We start from the raw sequence: 24,315 nt of genomic DNA on the forward strand, positions 1-24,315 counted from the left end.
TGTACACAAAGATTTCTGGCGGAAACTGTGCATCATTTATACAGGAAAAGAATATAAAAAACTAATCCTCATCCGTGAAATCCTCATTTTCTTTCATAAATAATTCATAGTATCGTTCATCCAGTTTATGCCTTAAAAGGCATATTGGCAGGCAGCACCGCATTTCATGCACCGCCTCCAGGTCATCCCACAATCCGCTTTTTTTCAGGTAACCAATGCATTCTGCCTCCGCATCAGACTCCATTTTTCTCAGACATTTTTCTCTCTTCCGGTAAATCACTGCGAACTTCTGGATTTTCTCTGAAGTTTCCCCGCCTATCTTCCATTTCCTGTACTCCAGTTCTGTATCAGTTCTTCCTGCTTTCTTCACCAGCTCATGGTAGCGGCCGTAAAGATAAATCCGGTAATGGCAACTTGGAAGAATGCTGATGATATTCAGTGTGGCGTCAGTATCATCCTGCAAATGTTCCCGCTCTAAATAGGCCTCTGTCTCCTTTGCTATCTTCCTCATCCGTTTTGAGTTTTTTTCAAAATGGCGTTCGTAATCTTCCTTAAATTTCAACGCCCGCTTTCTGGCAGACTCCTCTATCCGGTATTCCGACATATCTGCGCCCTCCTTTTCTTATGGTACGTGCATATTACCGTCATTTCCACAGAATGGCAAGCAAGTCTGGCACCATATATGTACCAGACATGCCGGTAAAAGATTGTGTACATTATTATTCGGAATCCGCTTGATAAAACTCACTTTCAGAGCGAATATACGGTAAACTGGAGAGGGGTGCCGGGTTATTACCGGCCCTGTTTTCTTTTTTAGGTAAAATCCACCATATGGGATGTCCTGCATATACGCTTGTAGCGGCACCCTTTCAGGGCATCCTTATTTCTGTGCCGGACTTTTCGGTTCAGGCGTTTCTTATTGAGAGCGGTTCCTCTTTTCAGCTCACCCCTCATACTGTACACACCGCTGCCCCTGTTCCACTTGTTCCTTTTTATCCGTGCCGTTCCCGGCATTGGCTCCTGCATCATGGCTGCCTCCTATCCCAGTGAAGCGGTCGCATCTTCCTTTGACCGGAACATTCGGGACGGGGAAGCGTTGATATGGCTTCCCGTCCGGCTTTCCAGAAAATAAAACCTGCCATCGAAGGAAAGAACCTTATATTCCATTGACTGCCGCTTTTTCTTATTGGTGATCACAAAACAGGTATCCCCCGTTTTCCATATTTTAGATTTCATCCTGTTCATATCCTCCTTCCACCCATACAAACTGCATCCGCGTCTTTGTCCGGGCCTTCTTTTTCAAATTCCGTTTCCAACGGCGGATTGTAACTGCCCTGCAATGGTTCCTGGACCAACAGTAATCATCCAGTATGTATCTGCCGCCATGCTCGCGTTCTCCGTAAGCAGGCATTTTTCTGTGGCTCATTTTCCTCTCTCCTTCCATGCCTCCCATGTAAACAACGGTTTCTTCTCTGACATCCCTGCATCCTCCAGCGCTTCCTCCGTTCCACACAGATCGCATACAATGAGGTGCGCCCTCCGGCTGACTGCATGGTGCTCCAAATGCGGCATGGGGCTGCCGCAGCGCGGGCAGCTCCCTCCGGCCTGTGTTTTCCCGTATCCGTCCAGAAATTCTTTTACTATCGCATCTGTGTCGATGCGGTGGCAGGCATCCTCCCCATAGACCACGCGCAGGCTTCCGCCCGTGCGCCATGCAACTTTGATACTTCCCGTATCATCCACTGACTTCACGGTTCCGTGTGTCCCCACCGGAGGAGCCTGCACATCCTCCATCCGGTCAAGCACCACCTCACAGCCGACAGGATAATCCTTTCTGATTTTCTCCACGATTTTTCTCTTTGGGAATCCCATGCTCACACCTCCGAATCATCACAGTCTGTCATTCCCATCATCAGTTTCATGTAAATATTTGTGTAGCGTTCTTTCTCACTGCCCTCGCAGGCTGCCATTGCCCGCAGGAAGAACTGCTTCGCCAGCTCACGGCTCTTCCAGATATCCTCTGTATCATAGCAGACGGTACGGACCGTTTCTGTACCACATTCGATGTCTGTCAGAAGCTGCCACACCCCATCCCGCAGATGTGCCGATAGGACGCTCTGCGGCAACAGTTCCTCCGCAGGAGCATCCCGGAAATCCTCCCTGCATCCGGGATGGGCCTTTACCATTTGTCCGGAGAGGAGCCGTTCTGTCTGCGCTTTATCCAAATCCACATACCCTCCCGGTGTCATCATGGATATCCTGTCATCCGTATGCCTGCCAAGGAACTCCCGCACGGAAATCTGGTATGGCTGATCCGGCTTTAAATTTCCTTCCTGAAACAATCCCTCCAGAAATTTTTCTGCCGCCGTAACATATTTTTCTACTGCCTCTTCGATCAGGCTGTTCCTGGAAACCCTGCGCCCTTCCTGCTGGCTCCGCTCCCTGCGGATGATTTCCAGTTCATCCAGCATGGCCTCCGGCAGCTTAATATTCAAATTCTTTTTCCCCATTTGCTACCCCCTGCAATCGTCCTGATATCCGTTCAAAAATACTCTGGCTGTACGTTTTCCAACGCTGTCCACAAGTGCCTGCTCCAGGATTGCTTTATCAAACCCGAAGTCCTCATAACCGTCTGCCAGCACCTTGTAGTAATAGCCTGTTGGACTGGCGAGGCGGCGGCGTTCATCCATGATATAGACCATTGCGGTCAGTTCCTGGCTGGCATCCGTTCCGGTCATTTGGACTGTCAATGTCAAATCCTTTTTGTAGTAAAAGTTGGGATAGCCCTCATAGCGGTCAAGGTTTTTTTCGTCACTGGGGGAAATCTCCCAGATGAGTACTGGCACCTTTTTTCCTTCCCTCTGTTCAATGGTGGCGCAGCCCTTAAAAAGCAGCGCGTAATCCTCAATGACCGCAGTCCCGATGACTTTCACATCCGGGCAGCGGCAGACCATCTGTTCCACCGATAAGTTGCTCCCGTATGCTATGTAGTATTTTTTCCTGCCCATTTACTTTCTCTCCTTTCTTCCGCCATTCTCCGGCGGTATGGTATTAATCACTCTTTTTGCCAGTAATAGCAAGCAGTTTCTGCGCTATAAACTTACCAAATGTACCGGCCGCAGATTGTGTACTTTACCCTCGCTGGCAGCGTTCTATGTATTCTCCCGCAGCCCTGATCCCGATACTGTCCGCCAGCCCCTTATCCAGAATATCGGTATCAAAATTCCACTCACCGTACCCTTCATCCAAGAGCCGGAAATACTCCATGTCCGGTTCCCCAAGGGTGCGTTCCTCGTGCATCACATAAGCCATGCACCATTTCCTTTCTTTCATCCGCCTGCCGGAATCCAGCCTCGTGACAGAAAGCCGGAAATTCCGCTTATAATAATACCGGGGATACCCTTCATACCGGTCAAGCAGGGCTTCATCCAGTTCTGAAATCCTGTAGACCAACGCGGGTACACAGCAGTTGGCATCCTGCTCAATGGTTGCGTAGCTTCCGGTCTTGCTCTTTTTGAACAGGAGACGGTAGCCGGGAATGACAGCTGTGCCAAGCGCCACGGCATCCGGGCAGCGGCTTTTCATCCGCTCTAGGGAAAGGTTGGAACCGTAGGCCAGATAAAAACGGTTCGGTTTCCTCGCTGCCCCTGTGCTAAGCCCCAGGGAGAACATTCCTGCCATTGTCACTCACCGCCTTCCATTTCTTCCGGTGCATCCATTATTCCGGTCAGGGAATAGTCCACGCCCTGGAAATCCGCTTCGTTTAAATCGATCTGGCTGTCCTGCCACCAGTTCTCCACCATGCGGAGGGCTTCCTCCGGCGTGGTCTCTTTCATCTCTGATTCGTACACGGTGATCTCCCTCTGGTAAAGTTCCGATACCGTCACTTTAAATGCCCTGCCCCTTGGGGCTGCATCCATATGTTTCATCCTGGTTTCGTTTTTCATGATATCTTCGCCTCCTTTTCTACCACCCCAAGGGCGGTTTTCCGCCCGGAAGTGCCTATGTATGCCATCCTGGTTTTTACGGTCTGCCATGCCTCCATGCGCAGTTTCCTTCTGCATTCCGCATGAAATATTCCCTTGCGGTTTTGAATTCCTCCCCGATGAATCCCAACCGGAGCATCCAGCACCGTAAGGCATAGGCCACGTTTTCGTCCTGCTGTTTCTTCGGGCTTGCGTACCGCAGTTCTTTCGCAAGTTCGCTCATCGCAAGGCAGAGCTGGATCATGGATTTCAGCTGCCCTGCATGAAGCCCTCCCTGTCTGCCGTCTCCCGGTTCATCAAACTGGAAGAGCCGGAATTCAATCGTGTGGTAGCGGTTGAAAAAACTATGGAGATTCAGCATTCTGTATCTGGTCCCTGAATAATGGCTGGTGTCCCGTTCCCCGTTGTACCAGCACCGGCTGAGTGCTTCCATGGTCTTCGGTTTACTTCGGTTTAAACGCTCCAGAAAAGCCGGGTCTACCGTGCGGCAGTAGCGGCTCTGCCTCCAGCGGTCGATCCGGACCGCCTGTGTCAGCTGCTCCTCATGTGCCGCCATGATGTTGACCAGGTTCCGGATCGTTTTCGGCGTATGCCCCTGCCCTCCGATGTGGATATGGACTCCGCAGCCCCGGCTTGCCGAGCTTCGTCCCCCTGCCTTTCGGAGGACTCTGATAAGCTGCTGGAGCATCTCGATGTCGCCGTAGGTAAGGACCGGGGTGACCATCTCGCATTTTTCGCTGTCCGGTCCCTCGATGCTCACATCCCTCTGGAACTTCCATTCCCTTCCCTGTGCGTCCCATGCCGACCAGGTGTAATATCCGTTCCGGCCTGCTGTGTATTCATATCTTCTGGTTCCAAAGAACTCTGCCGCTTTCTTTGCCGCCTTTTCCCTTGTAATGTTGTTCATTTCTACTTCAACCCCGATGGTCTGGTTTTTCATTGCCTCGATCTGTGCCCTTGTCTTTTCGTTCATGTTCGTTATCTCCTTTGCTAAAGCCGCCTGTCTGCGGTGTTTTCTGCTCTTTTGTTGTGTCTATATATCACTCTGAATGCAGATAATAGCAAGTTGATAACGGGCATAAATGTACCAAAGATCCGGGGCAGAAAGTGTGTATTTTATGGCAGGAAAAATGCTTGATAATGCACACTTTCAGAGGTAATATCACTTACAATGGAGAAGGCGCCTTATCATTTCCCGGCCCCGGTTACTGACCGGGAGTAAAGGCTTATTCCTCAAAGCTGGCGTTGACTGCGGCAATGTAGGCGGCATCCGCCACAGCCTCCTCCGTCTGTGCCTCATCCAGACCATTCAATTCCGCATTCGGACGGGTATCTGCTTCCAGCTCCGCAAGTTCTATTTTCTTTGCCTCACGCTTCGCTTTATTTTTCGCTTTTGCCTTTTCCGCTTCCTCCGGTGTCCGGAATGCGGCGTGGCCGCCGAGGTTCTCCATCATCACCTTTCTGGTAGATTTGTAGGCATCCCCGTTCATCCCAAGCCGGAGGAGCCAGATGCGGAATGCGTATTTTTCATTATCCGTGCTGACCTCTTTTGCCTGAATGCGTTTCTGGGAAAGCGCCATGGCATTCATCATGGCTGCAAGCTGGAGGAATGCATCAGCGTGTGGCTGGTCTGCCGGAACTGGAAATCCTGTGAAAGAAATCTGCTGTTCTGTGATCTGAAGCCCCTCCATACCGCCATGTGCTTCCATGTAATCTGCCAGCGCTTTCAAAAAGGTCTGGACTGTGGCAGTGCAGGCATCATCCCGCAGTCTCTCTGCCAGCTCCTTTTCCACACGGAAGTTCCCGCCGGATGCTTTGCTAAGAAGCGGGCCCCTGCTGTAGACCATGTTCACAAGGTTTCTTAGGGAAACTCCTGTATGTTCTCCCATCGGAAAGCTGAGTGCCAGATCCAACGGTTCCATTCCTTCCTGGGCGGCTGTTTCTTCCTGACCTGCTGCCTCTTCCCGCACCTCTGACTCGTATTCGCTGTCCGGGATGGGCTCTGTCTCTGCCTGCTCTGGTTGTTCCGCTGCCGCTTCGAGGATTCCCTCTGCATCCCTGATCAGCCCCTCGTCTTTTAACGTGGTCAGGATTCCAGGCTCTGCCGCTTCCTCTCCGACCGTAAGGCTGCCGTCACGCTCCACCGTATAAACTCCAATCTCATAGGCACATCTTGGCATCCTTGTGTAATGCGGGGCAGTCCCCGTAAGTTCCCCAAGCCTTTTTACCAGCTCTTTCCTGTCTGCTATGTTCAACTTAAATCTCATCATAACCTGCTGCTCCTTTCCTTTTCCGGTTCTTTCACCGGTATTCTTTGGCGTATGGTATTAATCACTCTAAAGCCGGTATAAGTCAACGGATATCCACGCAAATGTGCAGAATTGACCTAATGCACAAATCCAGGGGAAGGAATTGTGCATTAATGTAAGTTCCGGTCATCCTCCCGTTTTCTGCGCTTTTCTTCCATATCCTGTATCCATTTCATCTGCTCCGCATCATCGTCCTCGTCCCCGGCAGCCATACAGAGTGAAAACGCAGCGAAAAATGCGGCCGCAAGAAAAACAATGGCTCCGATAGCAATCAGCCATCCCATAAAGCATCCCTCCTATGTACTATGGCAGGGGCCTGCCCTGCTCCTTATGGTCTCCCATCAGAAGCAAAGGCATCCTCTGCCATCGTTCATTCCTCTGTTTCCGCCCCGTTCTGTGCAGCCCAGGCAATACCGGCCAGTACGAAATAAGCGCACGGCAGCGCGATCCCATTCCCCCAAAGTTTATACTCAGCGGAGTCCGAGTATGGATCTGCCAGCCATTTCCGGATCTGTTTCTCCGTCTTCGGCTTTTTCGATGTCCCCATGACCTTCCGGTGTGTTTCCCACACTTCCGTCCAGAACGCTATTTCCTCTGCGGTCGGTTCCTCGATTCCCAGGCCGGCACACCACCAGTCCGGGAAACCCTGGAGCCTTGCACACTCGGTCGGAGTCAGGCGGCGCACAATATAGTACGGTTCGGGTGCAGGCTTATCGTTTACCACTGGCGGGTCTTTATAATCCCTCGCCATCAAAGTCGGTGCTTTTTCCTTTACCACCTGGGAATATTCCCCGGTAGTCATGCAATAAGCCACAGCATGGCGGTCGGCCGCATCCAGCGTAAAGGACACATCCTCATTGATACCGCTGCCCTGCGGTCCGTTCTTATCCTCCCTGCCGATCATGCTGCCCTGCAGGACATAGGTCTGCTGTTTCATTCCCGGTTCCGCCGCAAGTGCGCCGGACTTATCTCCAAGCGCCCGTACCTCGTCCCTCTGGTTCTGCGTGAAAGCAACAATGGCGATCCCACCCTGGTTGCATCCCGGATTCCCGCCATTGGCATCCAGTGTCCGGCTGGTCTGCGCTTCATAAAACCCTGCCTTCGGATTATCGGATTTCATGGCGTTGCTGTCCTTGGAACAGATGCCGAACGCACCTACCACCAGTTCGCTGCACCGGGTTTCCCCGACATCAAAAGTATTCAGCGTATTTGCTACATCCCCTTCTTTCCAGACCTGGCCTTCCTCAGATGAATGCGGGCGCATCCCTTTGCAGAAAGGCACGAATACAGTCTGGTCGTTGTTGCATCCGAGGGTTGCTGATTTATCATCCTGTAATAAAATGCCTTTTCCCCCACCGTCACATCCGCTGCGGATTTTCATTGTCTTTGGTTTTTCAACTATAAAAGGCTGGTTATTGCCGCCCATGCCATAAGCGGCATTGACCGTAGGTGCTGTGTCCAGCGGTCCTTTATACCGGGTATCCTGTGAGTGGTTCTCATACATCACGGCTTCTGGCGGTTTCCCTGACTCAGCCATGACCAGCGGCACGTTCCCGCCGCCAGTCCCCATCCGGCCAGTCAGTGTCTGTACCTTATCGTCCTCAGAAATCTTCACACGGCTGTCCGCCGGATGGTTCTCCAATGCGACCGCCGCCGGGACGACTCCGGCCCGGAGCGTTGGGGAGGTTTCTTCTTCATACCCGATGCCCCCCGACTGTGCGGAATGCTCCGTACAGAACCCGGCCGCCTCCATCACGCATGGGGGATGGTGTGCCTCGGCCCGCAGGGTACAGGCGACCTCCTCGGTCACATCCATACGGCTCCCGCCCTGGTCATTCAGGACGATCCTTCCGGTTCCTCCGCAGCCTGCCTCTCCAGCGCGATCCGCAAGATCTCCGGCAGCTCTTTGCCACGCACGGAAGCCCTCCGCAGAATACCCCGACACGCCTTCGGACTCAAATAATATCTCCGGGGCACGTTCCCCTGCAAAATCTGCGACAAGGAAGATACGTTTTCTTCTCTGGGGCACTCCCCACCACTGTGCATCAAGGACTCTGTATGCGGCTGACCATCCGTCTCCCACATAATAGTCGGCGTAGGGCCAGCCTTTTTTACCAGGCGCAGGCACCTGGGCGGACGGTTCTTTAATGCCGATGACGGCTTCAAGGACCGCCCTGAAATCTTCTCCTTTGTTGCTGGAGAAAGCGCCGGGGACATTCTCCCAGCAGATAAATCTTGGTTTCTCTCCATTGGTCTTCTCCCTCATTTCTTTCACGATCCGGATCGCCTCATAAAACAGGCTGGAACGTGAGCCGTCCAGACCGTCCCTTTTCCCGGCGATAGACATATCCTGGCACGGACTCCCAAAAGTGATGATATCTACAGGCGGGAGGTCTGCCCCGCTGATACCCGAAACATCTCCATAGTGTTTCATCTGCGGAAGCCTTGCAGTAGTTACACGTACAGCAAATGGCTCAATCTCGGATGCCCACAGAGGCGTCACCCCGGCAAGGATGCCGGCCAGTGGAAAACCCCCGGAACCGTCAAACAGGCTGCCGAGAGTCAGTTCATTTTTATTTTTTATCATGATTTCCTCCTATGCTGCCAGCCCCTCCTGTTCCCGGTGCAAACGTCTAAACGCGGCATCCAAAAGTTCCGGATTTTGCGCCCATTGGATTCCTTCCAGCCTTTTCAGACAACGGTATACCACATAAGATCTCTGATCCGGTGTCGCGTGAGGGACGCCGGCAACACACTCCCTGTTCAGCCTGCAAAATTCACCAAAAAGCAGCTCTGCCGCCGCGTCATATACTGCTGCCGCTTCAACCTTTGTGTCATAAAGGCCAAGACTGATCTTCTTTTGGCAAAAAGTAATGACAGCGTTCCATCTTCCGCTTGTATGTTTCGCCAGACCTTTGTACCCAAGTGTATTCGTCTTTGGCATCCCCTGATTAAATGCATTCTGCTGGTCACAGCAAAACCGCAGGTTTTCCCTGCGGTTGTCAAGTTTATCCCTATTGATATGGTCTATTCTTTTCCTGCACTCCAGATTATCCAGAATCAAAGTGTGAAAATAAGTGAATTTCTGTTTAACGACCGTATACACATACCAGCCATCCCGCATATGCTTCCTGCTCCATGTGTGCTTCTTTGTCTTCTCAATATCAGCCGTATCAAACAAAAAGCACTCAGCATTGGACGTATAACCATACACAACCGGTCCGTCCACGATAAAGGTATTCTGAAATATTCCGCTCTTACGTTCCCTCACCTGCGCTGCTACACCATCGGGGATTGCGTCAATGTCCAGCACGGCATTCCTCGGCTTGCACTGGCTGCAATAAGGTACTTGTATTTTCTGGATACTGTCGCCGCGCATCACTTTTTGGTTTCCACAATCGCACCGGCAGTTCCAATAGAGCCGCCAGCCTTTTGTATGAGATAGGCTTTCCACTGTCCATGACTGGAATTTTCTCCCTGTCAAATCCACAAAATTAGACGGATGCTCCATTTTCCCTACCCGCTTTCTTCTTACAGCCCTTTTGTTTCTCATCCACGCTGCCTTCTTTAAAGGAAAAATCTTCATTCTCCAGGATATAAATTTCATCGCACCGGAGTTTCTGCCCGTTGCGGATTACCGTGATATCCACTGTTTCTCCTTTATACGCTGCATACCTGCGGACAATCGCAGATGCATACTTTGGATCAAGCTCCATCAGACAGGCAATGCGGTCAAGCTGCTCCGCCGCCATAAGGGTGGAACCGGAACCACCGAACAGATCCAGTACAATTCCGTTTGCCTGGGATGAATTCCTCATTGGATATGCGATCAAGGGAAGGGGCTTGCTGGTCGGATGCAGCTTGGATTTCGTTGGCCGGTCAAACTCCCAGATAGTGGTCTGTTTACGGTCACCGTAAAAATTATGCCGTGCGGTATCCTTAAACGCATAGATTACCGGCTCATGGCGCATCTGATAATCCATCCGTCCGATCACCAGCGCATTTTTCACCCAGATACAGGTTGTAGAATAATGGAAGCCTGCCGCAACCGTAGCATTGAAGAAATTCACCTTCTCCGCATCCGAATGGAAAATATAAACCGCCCCGCCGTCCGTCAGGTTCTCATACACATTTCTGAACGCATCCAGCAGGAATTGGTAGAACTTCTCACCATCTGTCCACTGGTCATTCATGATGGTCATTCCAGTACCACCCTCATAAGAACAGTTATACGGCGGGTCCGTGATACACAGGTTTGCTTTCTTCCCATCCATCAGAACCGCTACGTCCTCCGGTTTTGTGGAGTCGCCGCACATCAGCCGGTGCCGTCCAAGAATCCAGATATCCCCCGGTTCCACAAAAGCCTCTGCTTCTGCCGCCTTTTCCGTATCAAAATCATCTTCCTGCACATTTTTGTCATGTACATTATTGAAGATTTCAGAAATCTCCGGCGGCTCGAATCCTGTCTTTCCCAGATCAAATTCGCTGTCTTCCAAATCCTTCAGCAGATCAGCCAGCAGGGAATCGTCCCACGCACCCGTGATCTTATTGAGGGCAATGTTCAGCGCCTTCTCCCGGACTTTATCGACATCAACCACCGCACACGGTACTTCCGTATAGCCAAGTTCCATGGCAACAGCCAATCTCTGGTGCCCTCCCACGATTGTCATATCGGAATTGACCACAAGCGGGTCTGCAAAGCCAAACTCCATAATGGAATTTTTGATCTTCTCGTACTCCTTATCCCCCGGTTTCAGTTTCTTACGGGGATTGTATGCGGCCGGCCTGAGTACGCCCACCGGCAGCACTTTAAGTTGTGCAGTTTTCTGCATCCATGCGTCCTCCTTTACTCAGACGCGCATGACCTCTGAGAACGGCACGAAAAAAGAGCCGAATAAGAATCCCGGCTCCGCCTCTTTTCCGCCCTCCGGCGTCTGTTCATTCATGGGACACCACTGCAGGTTTTCTCCATTTGCGGATGCAAGCACCCTGTCCTCACAGTAGTCAATCTCATGTACGCAGATACCCATCGTATTGCAGACGCAGTACACACCGATGGTTTCAATCTTATCCTTCATTTCCCTCACGCTCCCTTCGTTTCGCCCGTCCTCTGTTGGCACAGGCATGGCTGCAATATTTCCTCACTCTCCCATACTCCCGGCTTGCCAGAAATGGTTTTCCGCACTCCGGGCAAATAGCCGTCCGGGTGGATTTCCAGTTTTCCGGGTGCGGGTTTCTGTTCTTCCACGCATACCTGCAGGGTTCCGAGCAGAATATCCTTGGACGGCCTCTGCCGTTTGGCGTGACCGCCGCACCGCAGTTGGGGCAGAACCGTTTCGCCATATCCTCCAGCATCTGTGCTTCTGTATTTGCTTCCATCGTTGCCCCTCCTCCTATGTGGTTCATGCTGCACCGTTTCCATGCTGCGCCGTAACCCCGCCCATTTTGCGGAAAAATCCCAAAAAACACATAAAAAACAGTGAGGTAAATTTTCCTCCTGTCAGCATGGATGCCGCATGGGTCGTTCCTGTTTCATTCCAGATTTTCATGTTCCACCGGAACAAACAAAAACACACAAAAGTTCCCATTCTATCAAGGGATTTCATGTGTTTTGGTTCATTTCGGATATTTATAAGATGGGGGCTGGCAGTGCTGCCGTGCCTCTTCGTCTGCTGGTTTCATTTTGCGCCGTAACTGCCAGACCCCCGGCCTATCAAATTCGCGGTTTTTTACGTTTGAGGGGGCGGCGGTCTCCGTGGCACTTCACCACAGAGAAGTAAACCCGGCCCCCGGCGGGCCCTTTCTGCCATAATGTACACAAGAAAAACCACGAAAATCTGTGTAGATTATGGCCTCGGATTTGCTGGATATATTCTGCTTTCAGAGGTAACATGACCGTACCGCAAAGAAAGGAGGCATGAACCTTTGAAAGAGAAACAGAAAAGGAACCGCCGCAGGAAAGTCTATTACACTTACCAGGGCAGGAACCTTTCTCCACAAATACGTCTGGAAGGGAAGTGGCTGGAGCAGCTTGGCTTCACAGCCGGCAGCTTCGTGTCCATCCAGTGTGAGGAAGGACGGCTGGTGATTAAGAAAGACACTGCTCAATAGGTGTAGGTCGGGTTGTTGTCTTCCGCCCGCGTCTTTTTATCATGACACTGCTTACATAAACTCCTCCAGTTGCTCCGGTCCCAGAACAGCTTTTGGTCGCCACGGTGTGGGGTGATGTGGTCAACCACTGTCGCCTTCACATACCGTGGCGGCTGTTTCTTCATACACAGCACACACAGCGGATGCGCCTGCAGGTATTCCCTGCTGGCTTTCTGCCATCTCTTTCCGTACCCGCGCTTTGCAGCTGACCGCACTTCTTCCGGGTGCAGTGCTTTGTGCTTTTCACAATATTTCTGTCCGTAGGGGACAAGAGCCGCACATCCGGGATGTCTGCACGGTGTGTTTGGTCTATATGGCATTATTATCACCTCCAATCAAAAATCGTCCACTTTTTTCTTTTTTCGTCCATTTTTTCTTTCAAACTGGACGATTCCATTTTTAAACAAATAAGCAACTAAACTATTGCCATTTCGTTCCTTGCTCTTTATAATAACAATGAGTTAGATGCTCAACATTCTTCACAGTGTGCATCTCATCCACTGTTTTTACAAAAACGCTTCGCAATGTGCGGCACAGAAACATTGCTTAACAGATTCCGTTCATGACGGCAAGAATATCATGAACGTGTATGTTTAGCTTCCGCAAGCGACGGGGTGCTACAAAGCGTAGAATATCGCTTACTTGTATTCAAAAAAATTTTTTAATTCTGATTCATTCCTCTTGATAAAAAGCTCGCTTTCGCATATAATATAAGTGAAAGAAGAACTTTCTTCTTTCCTTCGCTAAATGATGACGAGTGACGGTTCTGACTCGTCGGTAAAATAAAAACTGACCGAGCGAAGATGATGTGTGACGGTTCTGACACATCGGTAAAATAAAAATTGACCGAGCGAAGCGAAATCCCGGCGAGGTTGACTCCAACTAGTCGACCTCGCCTTTTTATGTTGTGAGGTGTCGAAAAATGGAATATGATTCAGAATTATCACTCCTGTCATCCAAATTTACCCAGGACTACCCTCCTGCTACATATCCTGAACTGATGCATAAGCACGGACGTCCTTATACCTGCCTGTTAATTGATTCACATGATGATTACTTTATTTGTGTGCCGTTCCGCTCGTCTATCGGACACAAAAATGCATTCATGTTTACCGGGACTGCACGTTCAAAGAAAACGAAATCCGGTCTTGACTATTCCAAAATAGCTATCATCAAAAACATTGATTACTTCGATTCAAACACAACAGCCCTTGTCGATCAGGACGAATATGCTGAAATGATGAGAAATCTTCCAACCATTGTTCAGGAAGCAAACGATTATGTGGATACATACATCAACCACGTCAATGGAACCTCGCCTATGCATCCACGGGCATTTTCACGAAAATATCAATATTCCACTCTGCCTTATTTTCACGATATTATGGGAATCTAAAAGCCTGCTATTGTCGCAGGCTTTTTTTATTCCTCCCACGGAAGTCCGGGCTTCCCGAAGTGACCGTAGGCGGATACCAGGTTGTAGTCCACATCCAGGAGATGCAGCCGGTTAATAATCCCTCTTGGTGTCAGATCGTAGCTGTCATCCACATAAGCCTGAATGAAATCCAGCGGCTGATACTCTGTACCGAAGCAGTCCACGTTGACTGACACTGGCTGTTCCACCCCGATGGCATAAGCAATCTGTACCTCACACTGCTCCGCATATCCGGCCTGCACAATGTCACGGGCAATCTTCCGTGCCATATACGCTGCCGAACGGTCTACCTTACTTGGATCTTTCCCGGACAGCGCACCGCCACCGATCCTGCCAATGCTGCCATAGGTATCACAGGCAAGTTTCCTTCCTGTCACACCACAGTCAGCAAAAGAGCCGCCGACCACAAACCGTCCGGTCGGATTGACCAGTTTCACGAAGTCACCATTCAGCCCGTACTCACAGGCCGCCAGCACCATCATCCCTTCGATGATATGGCGGAAATCGCTGACCTCCACATCCGGGCTGTGCTGCACGGAGCAGAGGAAAGCGGTGATCCGCCCGCTACTGTAATCAAAACTGACCTGCGCCTTGGCATCTGCCCGGAACATCTTTGACGGGTGGTTCTTCAAAAGCCGCAGGAACTTGGTCGCCACAGCAAACGTAACCGGAAGAAGTTCCGGCGTTTCATTGGTGGCATACCCGAACATGATGCCCTGGTCTCCGGCTCCGCCCTTATCCACACCAAGGGCGATGTCCGGGGACTGCTCCCTTACCATGAGGACAACATCCAGCGGGCTGATGATCTCTATCCTGCCGTATTCCGTCTTTCCCCTTCCGATACGCTCCAGCACATCATCCACCAGTCTCCGGTAGTCCGGCTGGTGCTTGCTGGTCAGTTCACCGGCAATGATCAGGCGGCTGTCCTTTAACAGACACTCAATCGCCACCCTGCTTTCTTTGTCATGTACCAGACAGTCCGTCACAATGGCATCTGCAACCTGGTCGCAGATTTTATCGGGATGCCCGTCTGACACCTGTTCGCATGTTAAAATTCTGCTCATAGTTTTAATTCTCCTCTCGTTTGGTTTATGTATCAAAGCAGGCGCCCTTTGCCCTTGCTCACCCTGTAGGATTCCCACAAAGCAAGCTGCCACAAAAGATGCCTGATATGGTCTCATATACTTTGTGGTAAGATATGATCCGTTACACACAATGATCCGCCAATCGCAGGATCGGCATAAGAAAAACCGTTAACGCCATATCTCGTGCAAACCATTTGAATTCCTTTCATTTTCTTTTTGGGGCAACTTGTGGCAAGTAAAAACAGTAAAATATATAAAAGAAAATAATAAATAGAAAATACGGTTTTTACTTGCCACGTCCTGCCCCATATTTTTTCAAAGGGAACTTCCATTTTTCAAAAATACTTAAAAGTGCTGGTAAATTGCTGGACTACACAGGTTTAAACTCTTTTTTCGCATCCTGAAGCACATCGTTTTGTTCATCCTCTTCTCCAAGCTCCTGCTCCCGGAATCTGCATCCAATAATTAGAGAGGTCTTTTCTCCGCCATCTTTCGGTCTCCGGCGTTCAATTGTGAATCTCTTCTCCATTGCATTTTTAAAGTTCTTCACATTTTCTGCATTATAGTTGTACTTCCTGCACCAGTCTGAGTAGAGCTTATATGCGGCGGCAGAACGAACCTCATACGCCTCCCCTTCTTCCAGCCACGCTTCAATAAACTGCCCGATACGGTCAGAATCATTCCGATAATCCTGGATTGCTTCTACCACAGCATTTGGGGATGCCAGCCTGAACTTTCGGAATTCTTTATACCCCTCCAAACACCAGTTGAAGATTCCGGATAAATTTTCTTCTTCAGCAAACAGGGCTTTCAGCCCCTTATCCTGCTCTGCTTCTTCAAAATGGCGTTTAAAAGGGATAATCTTCAGGCGCCCGGAATCAAACAGCGTCATATCTGACACATTCGGCAGATAATTCGTGTTAATGAAAATCTTAAACACTGGTCTGAAATCAAAAGAGTTTTCATGCAGGTATCTGGCATTGATGGTGTCATTCCCCGTGAGCCTCTTAACCAGTGCGGCATTGAATGTAATCTTTTTCTCCGGCTCCGAGATATTCACAAAACGGATACCCGCAAGACGGGCGATTTCTTCAGACGGTCCGGAGGCATTGGTGTTTCCAAACTTTGTAGACAGCATCTCCGGATTAGAGGTTTTCCCATAGTCGCCCATGATTTTAAGAAATGTCTCCATTGTGGTACCTTTGCCATTTCGGGAAGTCGCGCCATAGAGAATGAACATACATTCAAGTGATGTATCTCCTGTCAAAGCGTAACCCAGTGCCCGCTGAAGGTAAGATGCCAGTTCACTATCGTTACACATAACTTCGCTGATAAATGAATTCCAACGCGGGCAGACCGCATTCGGATCATAGGCAATTCCGGATACCATCGTCAGGAAATCATCCGGCCTGTGCTCCCGGAACTCCATCGTCTGTAAATTAAGCGTACCGTTCTGACAATTAAACAAATGGGTACTGCGGTCAAAGGCTGACATGGGAATCGGATGCACTGACTTGGCATCCTCCACCATTGTTTTCCGGTTCTTTCTCAATTGCAGCTTCTGTACCCGTTTGATATAACGGTTACGGGTATCTTCATCCTTGATCTGAAGGGCGAATGTATACAGCTTATCTGCCAGCAGCTTCGCAAGCTCCGCCACTTTCAGACCTCCCTCATCCGGCCGCCATATCCGCCCGTCATAGACATACCATATCCCACGGTCACGGTTATATCGGGCAATGGGAAGAAAAAAATCAGCAAAGGCATTCCCGATGCCGATTTCATCCCGTCCATATCTTGGGTTGGAATGCGGTTTCATTTCCTCCAGTGTCAAGGTAATATTGGAAAGATCGGCCTGGAAATCAGCAGCTTTCTTCTGTTCTCTTTCCAAATCGGCAAAGTCCTCCTCCGCTCCATTGGAAATATTGTGTACATCCACCGGCAGGTAAATCTGCTGGCAGGTTGCCACCGCATTGCGGATAGTAATCCCTCCATAAGTCGTACCTGCCTGTTTTCTGTCCCACTTCGGGCGCATCATGCCGGAAGTACGGAAAATACGGTCCATCTGTTCCTCATCGCATCCACACCAGAATGCCAGCATGGAGAGGAACCCCATATCCGCATCTGACTGGTTATCAAAGTATCTCTGCCAATTGCCGTTATAATAGTCGGTGAACCGTTCTCCATTGGCAGACTTTTTCGCATGTTCCAGTACCTGCTCATCTGTCAGATAGGAACACGGCTCAATGTGTGTGTTCACCACCTGGGATTTCCGTTTCATGAACGTGTCCAGTACATTTTGGAGTGCTCCCATATCCGCCGGTACCGAACCTGCGCGGTACTGGTCCCCTGTGACGGTTACAAATCGGTTCGTTGCTCCCGGAAGATACACTTCCAGCCCATGCGTCCGATTATTGATGTAATAAATCGTCTTATCAAAAATGAAATCCGCATCCACATGGAAGAACCCACGAAGTCCGCTGCCGGACGGGGAACGTTCAAAGTATGCATCTTTAAAAACTCCCAGTACGGAAGCCGCCACGTCATTTAAGGTGCCGTCCTCCCGGATACAGTGGTCAATATCAATGGCACCAATGCCGGAGGAAACCCGGATTCCGATACCGTCATATCCGCCCATCGCAAAAGATTTCATTGCAGTGGCAAAATCTGAAAAAGTCTCCCCATTATTGCTTTGGGCCTTCTGCCCGGTAACGGGGTTATAAGGAACTTTCGTCAGGCGAGCAGACCTGCCTTTCCCCTTTTCTTTCTTCCATACGCAGAACCGGCAGGACTCTTTTAAATCCGCCGGGATGTTTACAAAATTAACTGTGCCCACAAATTCTCACACTCCTTTGCCGCTAATACAGGCATTCCACCTGTCAGATATACGGCGTGACGTAATACCCAGATGCACCTCCACGGCCTTTTCAATCTCATGTATTCTGTCCTCTCCAACATGCCCTACAAAACTTTTGAGGGCGCACTTGCCAATGGTAGTCACCTGCTCCGCCAGCACCATGGAAGGTTCAAGACTAGGACAGTCTGACGCTTCCGTCAAAACATGCGTTGGAAGATATGCTTTTTTCTTCTTGGAAGTCATCGGCACGACTGTCACAGTACCGGAATGCCCGTTTGCCGTGTCATTGCTCATAATAAATACCGGCCGGCATCCTTCCTGGACACTTGTCCCCGGATGCTTCCCAAGCTCTGCAAACCAAATGTCACCACGATGTGGCCCCAAACTGCTCTGTTGTTCTGGCATTTCAAAATTTTCATCGCAGCCGGTATGTACTTGCTCCATTTTCATCGTTACCAGACGTTTTGCACCCGTTTTCATCTTTCTGGTATACGCAGATTTTTTCCTACGGTTTTTCCTGCCCATATCATTTTTCTCCTCCTTCCATTCAATCACATAAGAAAAGCCAGAATGGAAACTGTCATGGCTGTTCCCGCTCTGGCTTTTTCGTTTGCTCTTGCGCATTATAATAATAGCATATCGCTTTGGTATCCCGGAGAGGGCAAAAAGGGACACTTTTACTGGTTGATTGACTCTTTTACCTTTCCCGCCAAGTCCAAATACCATCTGGAGTAAGTAAGAAGATAAGCCTTAGTTTTTCCCAGCGCTCTCTGGACAGTTTTTTTATTCACACTGTGCTTCTGCATAATCTCCTGATAGCTCATCCTTTCAAAATACCGGTCATAGGCAATTTCACGGTACTGGCCCTCTGGGAGCCCCTCCATTCCGGTTTCCAAAACCATGATCTGGGTACTGGCATCAAAATAAGCAAACAAGGCTTTCTTGTCCTCTTCTGACATCGGCAGTCCCATCAGTTCTTTTATTTTTCCCACATTCAGGAAGGTAATCTCCCCCTCCTCAATCTCTGCCATAGTAAGCAGGCTTTTTCTCCTGCTCTCAAAATAGCGGCAGTATTCCCTTAGTTCCGGCAGCCTTCGGATGATTTCTTTGAGCATGATGGCACACTCCGCGTCAGCTTTATGTACATCCCCCATGCGTTTCCATCCAAATCCCCTCTTTACAGGTTTCTCAGTCATTTTATTTATTCCTTTCTTTCCTTTTCCTGCTGGCATTCCCTCCGCAGATTATCCATGTACCGGCTATACATAGGAAAACAGCTGGCATTCTTCAGATGATCGGCTATTGCCTGCAAACATTTTTTCTTTGTCTGACTGATCTGTTTATTATGCAAAGTCCCTTTTTTATAGGCAGCGCATATTTGCCGGTAGGTCCTTTTTCTCAAAAAAATCCTTTCAAAAATATCCTGTTCTTTTTTGCTCATCCGCTCCCTCATAGCGGTTTCCACGGTTTCGATCTTCCAGCAAAGATATGCGTAATCCCTGGCCGTTTCAGCCATTTCCTGTTTCAGCCGCCTGTTCATCTTCTCCACATACCCGCTGTCCAGCAAAGCGGCAATCCGCTCCGGGATATTGCTGATATTACTCGTCTGTACCCGCTCGGTATTGTAACCCACACTTACGGCAGACAAATCCCGGATTGCCATTTCCTCTGTATACGGGATAACCCCGGCATCAATCAACGCTTTAAGCTGTACCCTGTCATCAAGCATCCTTCCATATGTTTCTGCCAGAAAAAGGGCAGCCTCCTGAAAAAACACTTCTCCCGAATCCTGCTCCGCTTTCGGGTTCTGCCCTGCCTCCTGGTTCTGTCCGGCATTGACCGTTTTGTCATTCATCGTCCACCCTCCTTCCGGCAAAATTCCTGTGTGCTCCATGTTTCCAGTATCAATACAGCCTCGCCTTCACTGCCGCGATCAGCTTTTCCTGTGTGATATCTTTTTGCTCCAGTGCCGCCATCACGTCCTCATCTACCGTATCCTTACAGATGATATGGTGGATCGTCACCACATCTGTCTGCCCCTGCCGCCAGAGTCTGGCATTGGTCTGCTGGTAAAGTTCCAGGCTCCATGTCAGTCCGAACCAGATCAGGATGTGTCCGCCCGACTGGATATTTAATCCATGTCCTGCGCTGGCTGGATGGATAAGGGCTACCTGAATATTCCCTCCGTTCCAGTCCCTGATATCTTTGGATTCTTTGATATCCCGCGGCTTGTACCCCATACTTGACAGATGCTCCACAATCCTCTGCCGGTCATGCTTGAACCAGTAGGCGACAAGGACAGACTGGCCGTTGGCGGCTTCAATCAGATCCTCCAGTTTTTCCAATTTTCTTTGATGGATCTCCCGCACGGCGCTGTTCTCGTCATAGACCGCACCGTTTGCCATCTGCAGGAGCTTCCCTGTCAGAGAAGCGGCATTGGCTGCGTCGATATCCGCATCCTTCAAAGGGATGATCAAATCCTTACGCAGCATATCGTAAAGTTTCCGCTCTTTTTTATCCATCTCCACATAGTGCCAGGCCGGCACACAGTCCGGCATATGGAGGTAATCCATCGCTTTCATGGAAATCGTAATATCGGCAATCTTCCCATAAATCTGCTCCTCTGCTCCGGGGCGCGGGACATACTGGAATACCACCCCTGTCTGTGGGTTCATGCTTCCGGCCTTAAAGTATGCCTCCCGGTATCTGCCGATGAAACGCCCCAGACGTTCCCCACCGTCAAGGATTCCAATCTCCGCCCACAGATCCATAAGTCCATTGGAAGTTGGCGTACCGGTCAGCCCTATCATACGCTTCACAAACGGACGCACTTTCCGCAGCCACTTGAAACGCTGTGACTGGTGGTTCTTGAACGAGGAAAGTTCATCAATAATAACGGCGTCAAAATCCCATCGCAACCCATTTTTCTCGTAATATTCTACAAGAAACTTTACATTCTCCCGGTTAATCACATAAACCATTGCCGGATGGTTCAAAGCGGCTATCCTTGTTTTCTTATCCCCCACAATAACTGACACGTCTATATCTTCCAAATGATCCCATTTCCCTGCTTCAGCCGGCCATGTGTCCCTTGCCACACGGAGAGGTGCGATCACCAGCGCCTTGGACACTTCACAGTTATCCAGCATCAGGTCCCGGATCGCGGATAAAGTGATTACTGTCTTGCTCTCAGCCGAGGCCCATATCCAGAAATAGTCCTGCGATTGGATGAGATTTGATATACTCAATACAATAGCTTTGGTATTCATGCGGTATGAACTTCATCGGGCATCATCCCCTTTCCCTGCCTCTGTATCCTTTGCGGGCAGTTCTGCATTTTCAATCTCCGGTACCTGCACCCCAATGCCCGTGGGGATCGGCTCCCCCGGATTCCATTCCGCCAGCGCCCTGATTGCCGGCTGTATCTGTTTCATGCTGTCCACACAGAAGACCGGGAAGCCGAGCGCCTCCAGCTGCTTACGCCGTTTCCTTTGCAGGGGGCGCATCTGTTTTCCCGGTGCTTTCAGTTCCACAAATGCCGCTTTCCCGCTAAAAAAGAGTACCAGACGGTCCGGTACCCCATTCCTGCTCTGCGATGTGAATTTAAGTGCCTCTCCTCCCGCTTTCCGGACGGCATCAACAAATGCTTTTTCAACTGCTGACTCCCTCATTTATCTCCCGCCTTTCCAATACGGGCACCATCTGCCCTCCGGTCGCTGCTCATAATCCGGGTGGCTGTAGTTTTTGCATCCATTCGCGCTTTCTACCGGGTCCCAGCCGCACCAGTAACGGCAGTTTTCACAGCACTGGTCGTCCACATACACTTCCCTCTCACGGATAATCTCATCATTTCTGTTCCATCCCGCCATTATCCGTTCAGCTCCTTCCACTGCTGCCCCGTCATCGTTGCTACCTGCCACCCGATGCCCTCCAGCGCAGTCGCCCGGTCGTAAGACTCTACCTCCTGGCTTGCCCGCGTGATGGCATTGGATAAACCGTACTGTGAGAGGTCACCGCCGGAAATCAGATACTGCAGGATACTGTCCTGCTCGTCCTGGTTCAGCCCATAGCTGCGGCCGGTAAGTTCCACCACCTCCGGCACCTTTCCTGTAATCGGCACATCGGCCGCCTCTTTTAATCTGCCCACTACCTGTGCAAAACGGCTCTCTTCAATCGCCGCAGCCGTCACATCCCGGAGTTTCAGAAGAAACGCCTTGTCTTCCGCCTCAATAGTCTCATCCGAATAAATGTGAAAGCTGTCCTCTAACGCTTTGGCAGTCCTTCCCACATGGTTCTTCCGTTCGCCCATGTCATTGACTATCATTCCGTTCGTACACACAAGGCGGTAGACCAGCGGCTGTACGGAAACGGAACCAAGGCCGACCTCTGAGTTTGAGATCACCACGCCGGCCTGTACATAGTCTCCCGGAGCAACCGCCATCTCCAATCGGTGATTCACGATTTTTAAATACAGACGGTTCTCCGTCACCTCACAGGAAACCACTTCATACTGTTCCTGCCCGGCAAATAACGGAAGGACTGCCGTGGCGATATCCATATTGTCAATACGGCGGTACCGTTCCGAAAGGAGCGCCCTTGCCACCGAACCGCTGCCGTAATCCATGGAGCGGATCATATAGCTGCCCGTCTTATCCGCAAACCATGCGTTCACGTTCTCTGCCAGCAGTTCCGGTTTCTGCGCCGACATCATGTCATAATACTTTGCCGGGATGCCAAGTGCCGATGCCACCTGCCTGTGGAAAAGTTGGCTGGTATCAAAGACCTCCTGCTGCCCGGAAACTGCATGGTTGATCTCAAATGTCCGGCCGTCATCCCTGAGACGGAATGCCTCGGCCGGCCCGATATAATCCCTCTTCGCCCTGCTCTGACGGTCCAGTTCCGCCATGACTTCTTTTAAACTTCTGCCTGTTTTCATAAAATCCTCCTTCCGATGTCAGACTTTTTCCGCTGATTTGCTGACCTTATCAGCACCGCCCGCTGCCATTCCCATCTCCTTCAGACGTTTTTGGTGCTTCTTTCTGATTATTTCTTTTGCCTTATCCAAAGCATGGGATCGCATCGTGCGGATCAGCCTGTCCCCGTCAATGTCTGTCAACGTCCCATACCAGGCAGAATGGAAAAACACCTCAAGTTCCACCTTTTCCATGTTCAAGCGTACCTGCTTTTCCCCCGTAGGGCGGGAAAACAACTGGAGCAGAATCCTTTCGTAATCCCGTACCGCCTGTTTCACAATAGCGGTGACCAGGTTCTCATAGCACTCCTCCATACTGCCGGAAGCACCTCCCGGCAGTGTTCCTCCTGCAATGCAGCCCTCAGTCTTCCCATTCATCCTCACCCTCCTCCGGTACGGAATTACCTGACAGGAAGTTTTTCATGCACTCCCCATCATACCGCTCTAATTCCGCTGCCGCCGTTTCCATATATCCGTCTGCAGCATCAAACACACCCAGTCTGCCCAGCACCTTTTTATATTTTTCCAACAGATTTGTCCTGCCATTTTTGACCAGACATTTCAGGCATTCTTGCTGTCCTTTCCGGTTCCTGCTCTTATTTTTATAAAACGGGCAGTCCCGTTCCCCAAAACTGTTATCCATAAGGGCAATGCATCTTCCTTCCTGCCACGCATGGCAGTCCGGGTGCGCCCCACAGACAGGAAACTGCTCCCTTTCCTCCCGGATTTTCTCCTCACTTTTTGGTCTTCCTGCTTTTGCCATCGTCACCCTCCTTTAGAATCCAATCAATACGGAACGGATATGCTTCCTTCACAATTCCCGGCTGCATATCCGCCAGATATTGTCTGCTGCCTTTTGCAGTTTCTTACGGTCAAGCCTCTGGGCATGGAGCAGTTCTTCCAGGGTTTCCGCCTCCTCCTTAATATCGCTCAGCACGGACCGCTGGTGCTCCCCCTGCCGTTCCAGTTCTTTTTCATGCTCCTTGTCCGCAAGTTCAAATTCTGCTTCCATCTCCCCGATATCCGCAAGGTGTTCTTCCAAATAATGCCGGATATCATTGCCAGCACAATCCCCTACAATATCAAGAATGTCACGGATGCCGAACACAGCCACATTTCTCCCGTCTTTGACTGATAATACATGAGCCATTTTTCCACCTCTAATCCTTGAAATAATAAGAAGGCGCTTCGTAACCGGCAGCGTCCAAAGGGCAGTCCGGGCACCACAGAGGGTTTTCTGCCATCAGCCGGCAGACCTCGTCCACCTTGTATCTTCCAACCGGCGCCTCAATGATCACTTCATCGTGTACATGGCCGACAATCTCAAACCCAGCCTGTTCCAGCCGCCGCATGGCTTCCGCAAGGATGTCCCTCGCTGTTGCCTGTGTACAGTTTTCCACCATACGGCCTCCGTAGCTCTCCTGCCTCGCCCAGTTATTGTTTGCGCCCATCCCCTCAAAGGTCAGGCTCATCCTCCCAAACCTGTTAGGCTGGAGCCTCGGTTTCAGATAAGCCAGCTTC

31 protein-coding genes and 2 pseudogenes are annotated in these 24,315 nt (G+C 50.4%); 2 read left to right on the forward strand and 31 right to left on the reverse strand.

Annotated features, from left to right (window positions below; translation table 11 throughout):
• Positions 1 to 61: 61 nt before the first annotated feature.
• The 17 genes from OCV99_RS09535 to OCV99_RS09615 all read right to left on the reverse strand — a co-directional run bounded on the left by OCV99_RS09535 (position 62) and on the right by OCV99_RS09615 (position 11,674).
• Positions 62 to 604: a hypothetical protein gene (locus OCV99_RS09535; protein WP_158370108.1), complete on the reverse strand. Its 543-nt coding sequence runs from the start codon at positions 602 to 604 to the stop codon at positions 62 to 64.
• A 209-nt stretch (positions 605 to 813) separates the two neighbouring features.
• Positions 814 to 1,029 carry a hypothetical protein gene (locus tag OCV99_RS09540; protein ID WP_158370110.1) on the reverse strand — a complete coding sequence of 72 codons (216 nt, stop codon included), beginning with the start codon at positions 1,027 to 1,029 and terminating at the stop codon, positions 814 to 816.
• A gap of 9 nt (positions 1,030 to 1,038) precedes the next feature.
• Positions 1,039 to 1,236, reverse strand: a complete 198-nt coding sequence (locus OCV99_RS09545; protein WP_262575294.1) for a hypothetical protein — start codon at positions 1,234 to 1,236, stop codon at positions 1,039 to 1,041.
• The gene (locus OCV99_RS09550; protein WP_262575295.1) at positions 1,226 to 1,426 is read right to left on the reverse strand and encodes a hypothetical protein; all 201 of its coding nucleotides are present in this window, start codon (positions 1,424 to 1,426) and stop codon (positions 1,226 to 1,228) included. Before OCV99_RS09550 ends, OCV99_RS09545 begins: the two co-directional genes overlap by 11 nt.
• The gene (locus tag OCV99_RS18025; RefSeq protein ID WP_158370114.1) at positions 1,423 to 1,872 is read right to left on the reverse strand and encodes a DUF4314 domain-containing protein; all 450 of its coding nucleotides are present in this window, start codon (positions 1,870 to 1,872) and stop codon (positions 1,423 to 1,425) included. Before OCV99_RS18025 ends, OCV99_RS09550 begins: the two co-directional genes overlap by 4 nt.
• Positions 1,873 to 1,874: 2 nt before the next feature.
• Positions 1,875 to 2,510, reverse strand: a complete 636-nt coding sequence (locus OCV99_RS09560; protein ID WP_262575296.1) for a ribbon-helix-helix domain-containing protein — start codon at positions 2,508 to 2,510, stop codon at positions 1,875 to 1,877.
• A gap of 3 nt (positions 2,511 to 2,513) precedes the next feature.
• Entirely contained in the window at positions 2,514 to 3,008 is a 495-nt protein-coding gene (locus OCV99_RS09565; RefSeq protein WP_158370116.1) for a gamma-glutamylcyclotransferase family protein, read from the reverse strand.
• Between the two features lie 124 nt (positions 3,009 to 3,132).
• On the reverse strand, positions 3,133 to 3,681 hold the full coding sequence (locus tag OCV99_RS09570) for a gamma-glutamylcyclotransferase family protein (protein ID WP_262575297.1): 549 nt from the start codon (positions 3,679 to 3,681) through the stop codon (positions 3,133 to 3,135).
• A 2-nt stretch (positions 3,682 to 3,683) separates the two neighbouring features.
• Entirely contained in the window at positions 3,684 to 3,947 is a 264-nt protein-coding gene (locus OCV99_RS09575) for a DpnD/PcfM family protein (protein ID WP_262575298.1), read from the reverse strand.
• A 76-nt stretch (positions 3,948 to 4,023) separates the two neighbouring features.
• Positions 4,024 to 4,959: an amidoligase family protein gene (locus tag OCV99_RS09580; RefSeq protein WP_158370120.1), complete on the reverse strand. Its 936-nt coding sequence runs from the start codon at positions 4,957 to 4,959 to the stop codon at positions 4,024 to 4,026.
• 253 nt (positions 4,960 to 5,212) lie between these two features.
• Complete coding sequence (locus tag OCV99_RS09585) at positions 5,213 to 6,256, reverse strand: hypothetical protein (protein WP_158370122.1); 1,044 nt, start codon at positions 6,254 to 6,256, stop codon at positions 5,213 to 5,215.
• 149 nt (positions 6,257 to 6,405) lie between these two features.
• On the reverse strand, positions 6,406 to 6,579 hold the full coding sequence (locus OCV99_RS09590; RefSeq protein ID WP_178670045.1) for a hypothetical protein: 174 nt from the start codon (positions 6,577 to 6,579) through the stop codon (positions 6,406 to 6,408).
• 86 nt (positions 6,580 to 6,665) lie between these two features.
• Entirely contained in the window at positions 6,666 to 8,882 is a 2,217-nt protein-coding gene (locus OCV99_RS09595) for a DNA cytosine methyltransferase (protein ID WP_158370124.1), read from the reverse strand.
• A gap of 9 nt (positions 8,883 to 8,891) precedes the next feature.
• Complete coding sequence (locus OCV99_RS09600) at positions 8,892 to 9,848, reverse strand: hypothetical protein (protein WP_262575299.1); 957 nt, start codon at positions 9,846 to 9,848, stop codon at positions 8,892 to 8,894.
• The gene (locus OCV99_RS09605) at positions 9,790 to 11,127 is read right to left on the reverse strand and encodes a site-specific DNA-methyltransferase (RefSeq protein ID WP_158370128.1); all 1,338 of its coding nucleotides are present in this window, start codon (positions 11,125 to 11,127) and stop codon (positions 9,790 to 9,792) included. Before OCV99_RS09605 ends, OCV99_RS09600 begins: the two co-directional genes overlap by 59 nt.
• An 18-nt stretch (positions 11,128 to 11,145) precedes the next feature.
• Complete coding sequence (locus tag OCV99_RS09610; protein ID WP_158370130.1) at positions 11,146 to 11,373, reverse strand: hypothetical protein; 228 nt, start codon at positions 11,371 to 11,373, stop codon at positions 11,146 to 11,148.
• Complete coding sequence (locus OCV99_RS09615; protein ID WP_158370132.1) at positions 11,363 to 11,674, reverse strand: hypothetical protein; 312 nt, start codon at positions 11,672 to 11,674, stop codon at positions 11,363 to 11,365. Before OCV99_RS09615 ends, OCV99_RS09610 begins: the two co-directional genes overlap by 11 nt.
• 546 nt (positions 11,675 to 12,220) lie before the next feature.
• On the opposite strand from OCV99_RS09615, the gene OCV99_RS09620 reads away from it, so the two are divergent.
• Positions 12,221 to 12,406, forward strand: coding sequence for a SymE family type I addiction module toxin (locus OCV99_RS09620; RefSeq protein ID WP_158370134.1), 186 nt, complete (start codon positions 12,221 to 12,223; stop codon positions 12,404 to 12,406).
• Here the strand turns inward: OCV99_RS09620 and OCV99_RS09625 are convergent.
• The gene (locus OCV99_RS09625; RefSeq protein ID WP_158370136.1) at positions 12,400 to 12,765 is read right to left on the reverse strand and encodes an HNH endonuclease; all 366 of its coding nucleotides are present in this window, start codon (positions 12,763 to 12,765) and stop codon (positions 12,400 to 12,402) included. The genes OCV99_RS09620 and OCV99_RS09625 overlap by 7 nt on opposite strands.
• Positions 12,766 to 13,367: 602 nt before the next feature.
• Here OCV99_RS09625 and tenpIN point away from each other — a divergent pair.
• Positions 13,368 to 13,841, forward strand: a complete 474-nt coding sequence (tenpIN, locus tag OCV99_RS09630; RefSeq protein WP_158370138.1) for a type III toxin-antitoxin system TenpIN family toxin — start codon at positions 13,368 to 13,370, stop codon at positions 13,839 to 13,841.
• A gap of 26 nt (positions 13,842 to 13,867) precedes the next feature.
• Here the strand turns inward: tenpIN and metK are convergent, their stop codons facing one another.
• From metK to OCV99_RS09695, 13 genes and pseudogenes are all read right to left on the reverse strand, one after another.
• Positions 13,868 to 14,944, reverse strand: a complete 1,077-nt coding sequence (metK, locus tag OCV99_RS09635; protein WP_158370140.1) for a methionine adenosyltransferase — start codon at positions 14,942 to 14,944, stop codon at positions 13,868 to 13,870.
• Positions 14,945 to 15,335: 391 nt separating this feature from the next.
• Positions 15,336 to 17,801, reverse strand: a complete 2,466-nt coding sequence (locus tag OCV99_RS09640; RefSeq protein ID WP_262575300.1) for a phage/plasmid primase, P4 family — start codon at positions 17,799 to 17,801, stop codon at positions 15,336 to 15,338.
• Between the two features lie 6 nt (positions 17,802 to 17,807).
• Positions 17,808 to 18,347, reverse strand: a complete 540-nt coding sequence (locus OCV99_RS09645) for a type II toxin-antitoxin system PemK/MazF family toxin (RefSeq protein WP_262575301.1) — start codon at positions 18,345 to 18,347, stop codon at positions 17,808 to 17,810.
• A gap of 152 nt (positions 18,348 to 18,499) precedes the next feature.
• On the reverse strand, positions 18,500 to 19,018 hold the full coding sequence (locus OCV99_RS09650; protein WP_158370144.1) for a sigma-70 RNA polymerase sigma factor region 4 domain-containing protein: 519 nt from the start codon (positions 19,016 to 19,018) through the stop codon (positions 18,500 to 18,502).
• A gap of 5 nt (positions 19,019 to 19,023) precedes the next feature.
• A complete protein-coding gene (locus tag OCV99_RS09655) occupies positions 19,024 to 19,677 on the reverse strand; it encodes a hypothetical protein (protein WP_158370146.1) in 654 nt (217 codons plus the stop codon).
• A gap of 49 nt (positions 19,678 to 19,726) precedes the next feature.
• A pseudogene (locus tag OCV99_RS09660) lies at positions 19,727 to 21,107 on the reverse strand (SNF2-related protein).
• Positions 21,104 to 21,493: a VRR-NUC domain-containing protein gene (locus OCV99_RS18030; protein WP_158370148.1), complete on the reverse strand. Its 390-nt coding sequence runs from the start codon at positions 21,491 to 21,493 to the stop codon at positions 21,104 to 21,106. The pseudogene OCV99_RS09660 and the gene OCV99_RS18030 overlap by 4 nt, the downstream one beginning before the upstream one ends.
• Positions 21,494 to 21,742 (reverse strand): hypothetical protein, encoded by a 249-nt coding sequence (locus OCV99_RS09670; RefSeq protein WP_158370150.1) that lies wholly within the window; start codon positions 21,740 to 21,742, stop codon positions 21,494 to 21,496.
• Positions 21,691 to 22,758: a DUF932 domain-containing protein gene (locus OCV99_RS09675; RefSeq protein ID WP_158370152.1), complete on the reverse strand. Its 1,068-nt coding sequence runs from the start codon at positions 22,756 to 22,758 to the stop codon at positions 21,691 to 21,693. The genes OCV99_RS09670 and OCV99_RS09675 overlap by 52 nt, the downstream gene beginning before the upstream one ends.
• 18 nt (positions 22,759 to 22,776) lie before the next feature.
• Positions 22,777 to 23,172 (reverse strand): hypothetical protein, encoded by a 396-nt coding sequence (locus OCV99_RS09680; RefSeq protein WP_158370154.1) that lies wholly within the window; start codon positions 23,170 to 23,172, stop codon positions 22,777 to 22,779.
• Positions 23,156 to 23,557, reverse strand: a complete 402-nt coding sequence (locus OCV99_RS09685; protein ID WP_158370156.1) for a hypothetical protein — start codon at positions 23,555 to 23,557, stop codon at positions 23,156 to 23,158. Before OCV99_RS09685 ends, OCV99_RS09680 begins: the two co-directional genes overlap by 17 nt.
• Before the next feature lie 48 nt (positions 23,558 to 23,605).
• Positions 23,606 to 23,944 carry a hypothetical protein gene (locus OCV99_RS09690; RefSeq protein WP_158370158.1) on the reverse strand — a complete coding sequence of 113 codons (339 nt, stop codon included), beginning with the start codon at positions 23,942 to 23,944 and terminating at the stop codon, positions 23,606 to 23,608.
• Between the two features lie 10 nt (positions 23,945 to 23,954).
• Positions 23,955 to 24,315, reverse strand: a pseudogene (locus tag OCV99_RS09695) (DNA polymerase family A protein); the annotation flags it as partial.

The sequence above is a fragment of the Dorea acetigenes genome, assembly GCF_025567385.1.
Lineage (GTDB): Bacteria > Bacillota > Clostridia > Lachnospirales > Lachnospiraceae > Claveliimonas > Claveliimonas acetigenes.

Excerpts from the sequence above, each read along its gene's own strand:
- OCV99_RS18025 (WP_158370114.1), bottom strand. The coding sequence starts at position 1,872 with ATGGGATTCCCAAAGAGAAAAATCGTGGAGAAAATCAGAAAGGATTAT.
- OCV99_RS09560 (WP_262575296.1), bottom strand. The coding sequence starts at position 2,510 with ATGGGGAAAAAGAATTTGAATATTAAGCTGCCGGAGGCCATGCTGGAT.
- OCV99_RS09655 (WP_158370146.1), bottom strand. The coding sequence starts at position 19,677 with ATGAATGACAAAACGGTCAATGCCGGACAGAACCAGGAGGCAGGGCAG.
- OCV99_RS09590 (WP_178670045.1), bottom strand. The coding sequence starts at position 6,579 with ATGGGATGGCTGATTGCTATCGGAGCCATTGTTTTTCTTGCGGCCGCA.
- OCV99_RS09680 (WP_158370154.1), bottom strand. The coding sequence starts at position 23,172 with ATGAATGGGAAGACTGAGGGCTGCATTGCAGGAGGAACACTGCCGGGA.
- OCV99_RS09540 (WP_158370110.1), bottom strand. The coding sequence starts at position 1,029 with ATGATGCAGGAGCCAATGCCGGGAACGGCACGGATAAAAAGGAACAAG.
- OCV99_RS09545 (WP_262575294.1), bottom strand. The coding sequence starts at position 1,236 with ATGAAATCTAAAATATGGAAAACGGGGGATACCTGTTTTGTGATCACC.
- metK (WP_158370140.1), bottom strand. The coding sequence starts at position 14,944 with ATGAGCAGAATTTTAACATGCGAACAGGTGTCAGACGGGCATCCCGAT.
- OCV99_RS09690 (WP_158370158.1), bottom strand. The coding sequence starts at position 23,944 with ATGGCTCATGTATTATCAGTCAAAGACGGGAGAAATGTGGCTGTGTTC.
- OCV99_RS09570 (WP_262575297.1), bottom strand. The coding sequence starts at position 3,681 with ATGGCAGGAATGTTCTCCCTGGGGCTTAGCACAGGGGCAGCGAGGAAA.
- OCV99_RS09595 (WP_158370124.1), bottom strand. The coding sequence starts at position 8,882 with ATGATAAAAAATAAAAATGAACTGACTCTCGGCAGCCTGTTTGACGGT.
- OCV99_RS09625 (WP_158370136.1), bottom strand. The coding sequence starts at position 12,765 with ATGCCATATAGACCAAACACACCGTGCAGACATCCCGGATGTGCGGCT.
- OCV99_RS09605 (WP_158370128.1), bottom strand. The coding sequence starts at position 11,127 with ATGCAGAAAACTGCACAACTTAAAGTGCTGCCGGTGGGCGTACTCAGG.
- OCV99_RS09580 (WP_158370120.1), bottom strand. The coding sequence starts at position 4,959 with ATGAACGAAAAGACAAGGGCACAGATCGAGGCAATGAAAAACCAGACC.
- OCV99_RS09575 (WP_262575298.1), bottom strand. The coding sequence starts at position 3,947 with ATGAAAAACGAAACCAGGATGAAACATATGGATGCAGCCCCAAGGGGC.
- tenpIN (WP_158370138.1), top strand. The coding sequence starts at position 13,368 with ATGGAATATGATTCAGAATTATCACTCCTGTCATCCAAATTTACCCAG.
- OCV99_RS18030 (WP_158370148.1), bottom strand. The coding sequence starts at position 21,493 with ATGAGGGAGTCAGCAGTTGAAAAAGCATTTGTTGATGCCGTCCGGAAA.
- OCV99_RS09535 (WP_158370108.1), bottom strand. The coding sequence starts at position 604 with ATGTCGGAATACCGGATAGAGGAGTCTGCCAGAAAGCGGGCGTTGAAA.
- OCV99_RS09645 (WP_262575301.1), bottom strand. The coding sequence starts at position 18,347 with ATGGGCAGGAAAAACCGTAGGAAAAAATCTGCGTATACCAGAAAGATG.
- OCV99_RS09685 (WP_158370156.1), bottom strand. The coding sequence starts at position 23,557 with ATGGCAAAAGCAGGAAGACCAAAAAGTGAGGAGAAAATCCGGGAGGAA.
- OCV99_RS09585 (WP_158370122.1), bottom strand. The coding sequence starts at position 6,256 with ATGATGAGATTTAAGTTGAACATAGCAGACAGGAAAGAGCTGGTAAAA.
- OCV99_RS09565 (WP_158370116.1), bottom strand. The coding sequence starts at position 3,008 with ATGGGCAGGAAAAAATACTACATAGCATACGGGAGCAACTTATCGGTG.
- OCV99_RS09600 (WP_262575299.1), bottom strand. The coding sequence starts at position 9,848 with ATGAGAAACAAAAGGGCTGTAAGAAGAAAGCGGGTAGGGAAAATGGAG.
- OCV99_RS09675 (WP_158370152.1), bottom strand. The coding sequence starts at position 22,758 with ATGAAAACAGGCAGAAGTTTAAAAGAAGTCATGGCGGAACTGGACCGT.
- OCV99_RS09610 (WP_158370130.1), bottom strand. The coding sequence starts at position 11,373 with ATGAAGGATAAGATTGAAACCATCGGTGTGTACTGCGTCTGCAATACG.
- OCV99_RS09615 (WP_158370132.1), bottom strand. The coding sequence starts at position 11,674 with ATGGAAGCAAATACAGAAGCACAGATGCTGGAGGATATGGCGAAACGG.
- OCV99_RS09550 (WP_262575295.1), bottom strand. The coding sequence starts at position 1,426 with ATGAGCCACAGAAAAATGCCTGCTTACGGAGAACGCGAGCATGGCGGC.
- OCV99_RS09650 (WP_158370144.1), bottom strand. The coding sequence starts at position 19,018 with ATGACTGAGAAACCTGTAAAGAGGGGATTTGGATGGAAACGCATGGGG.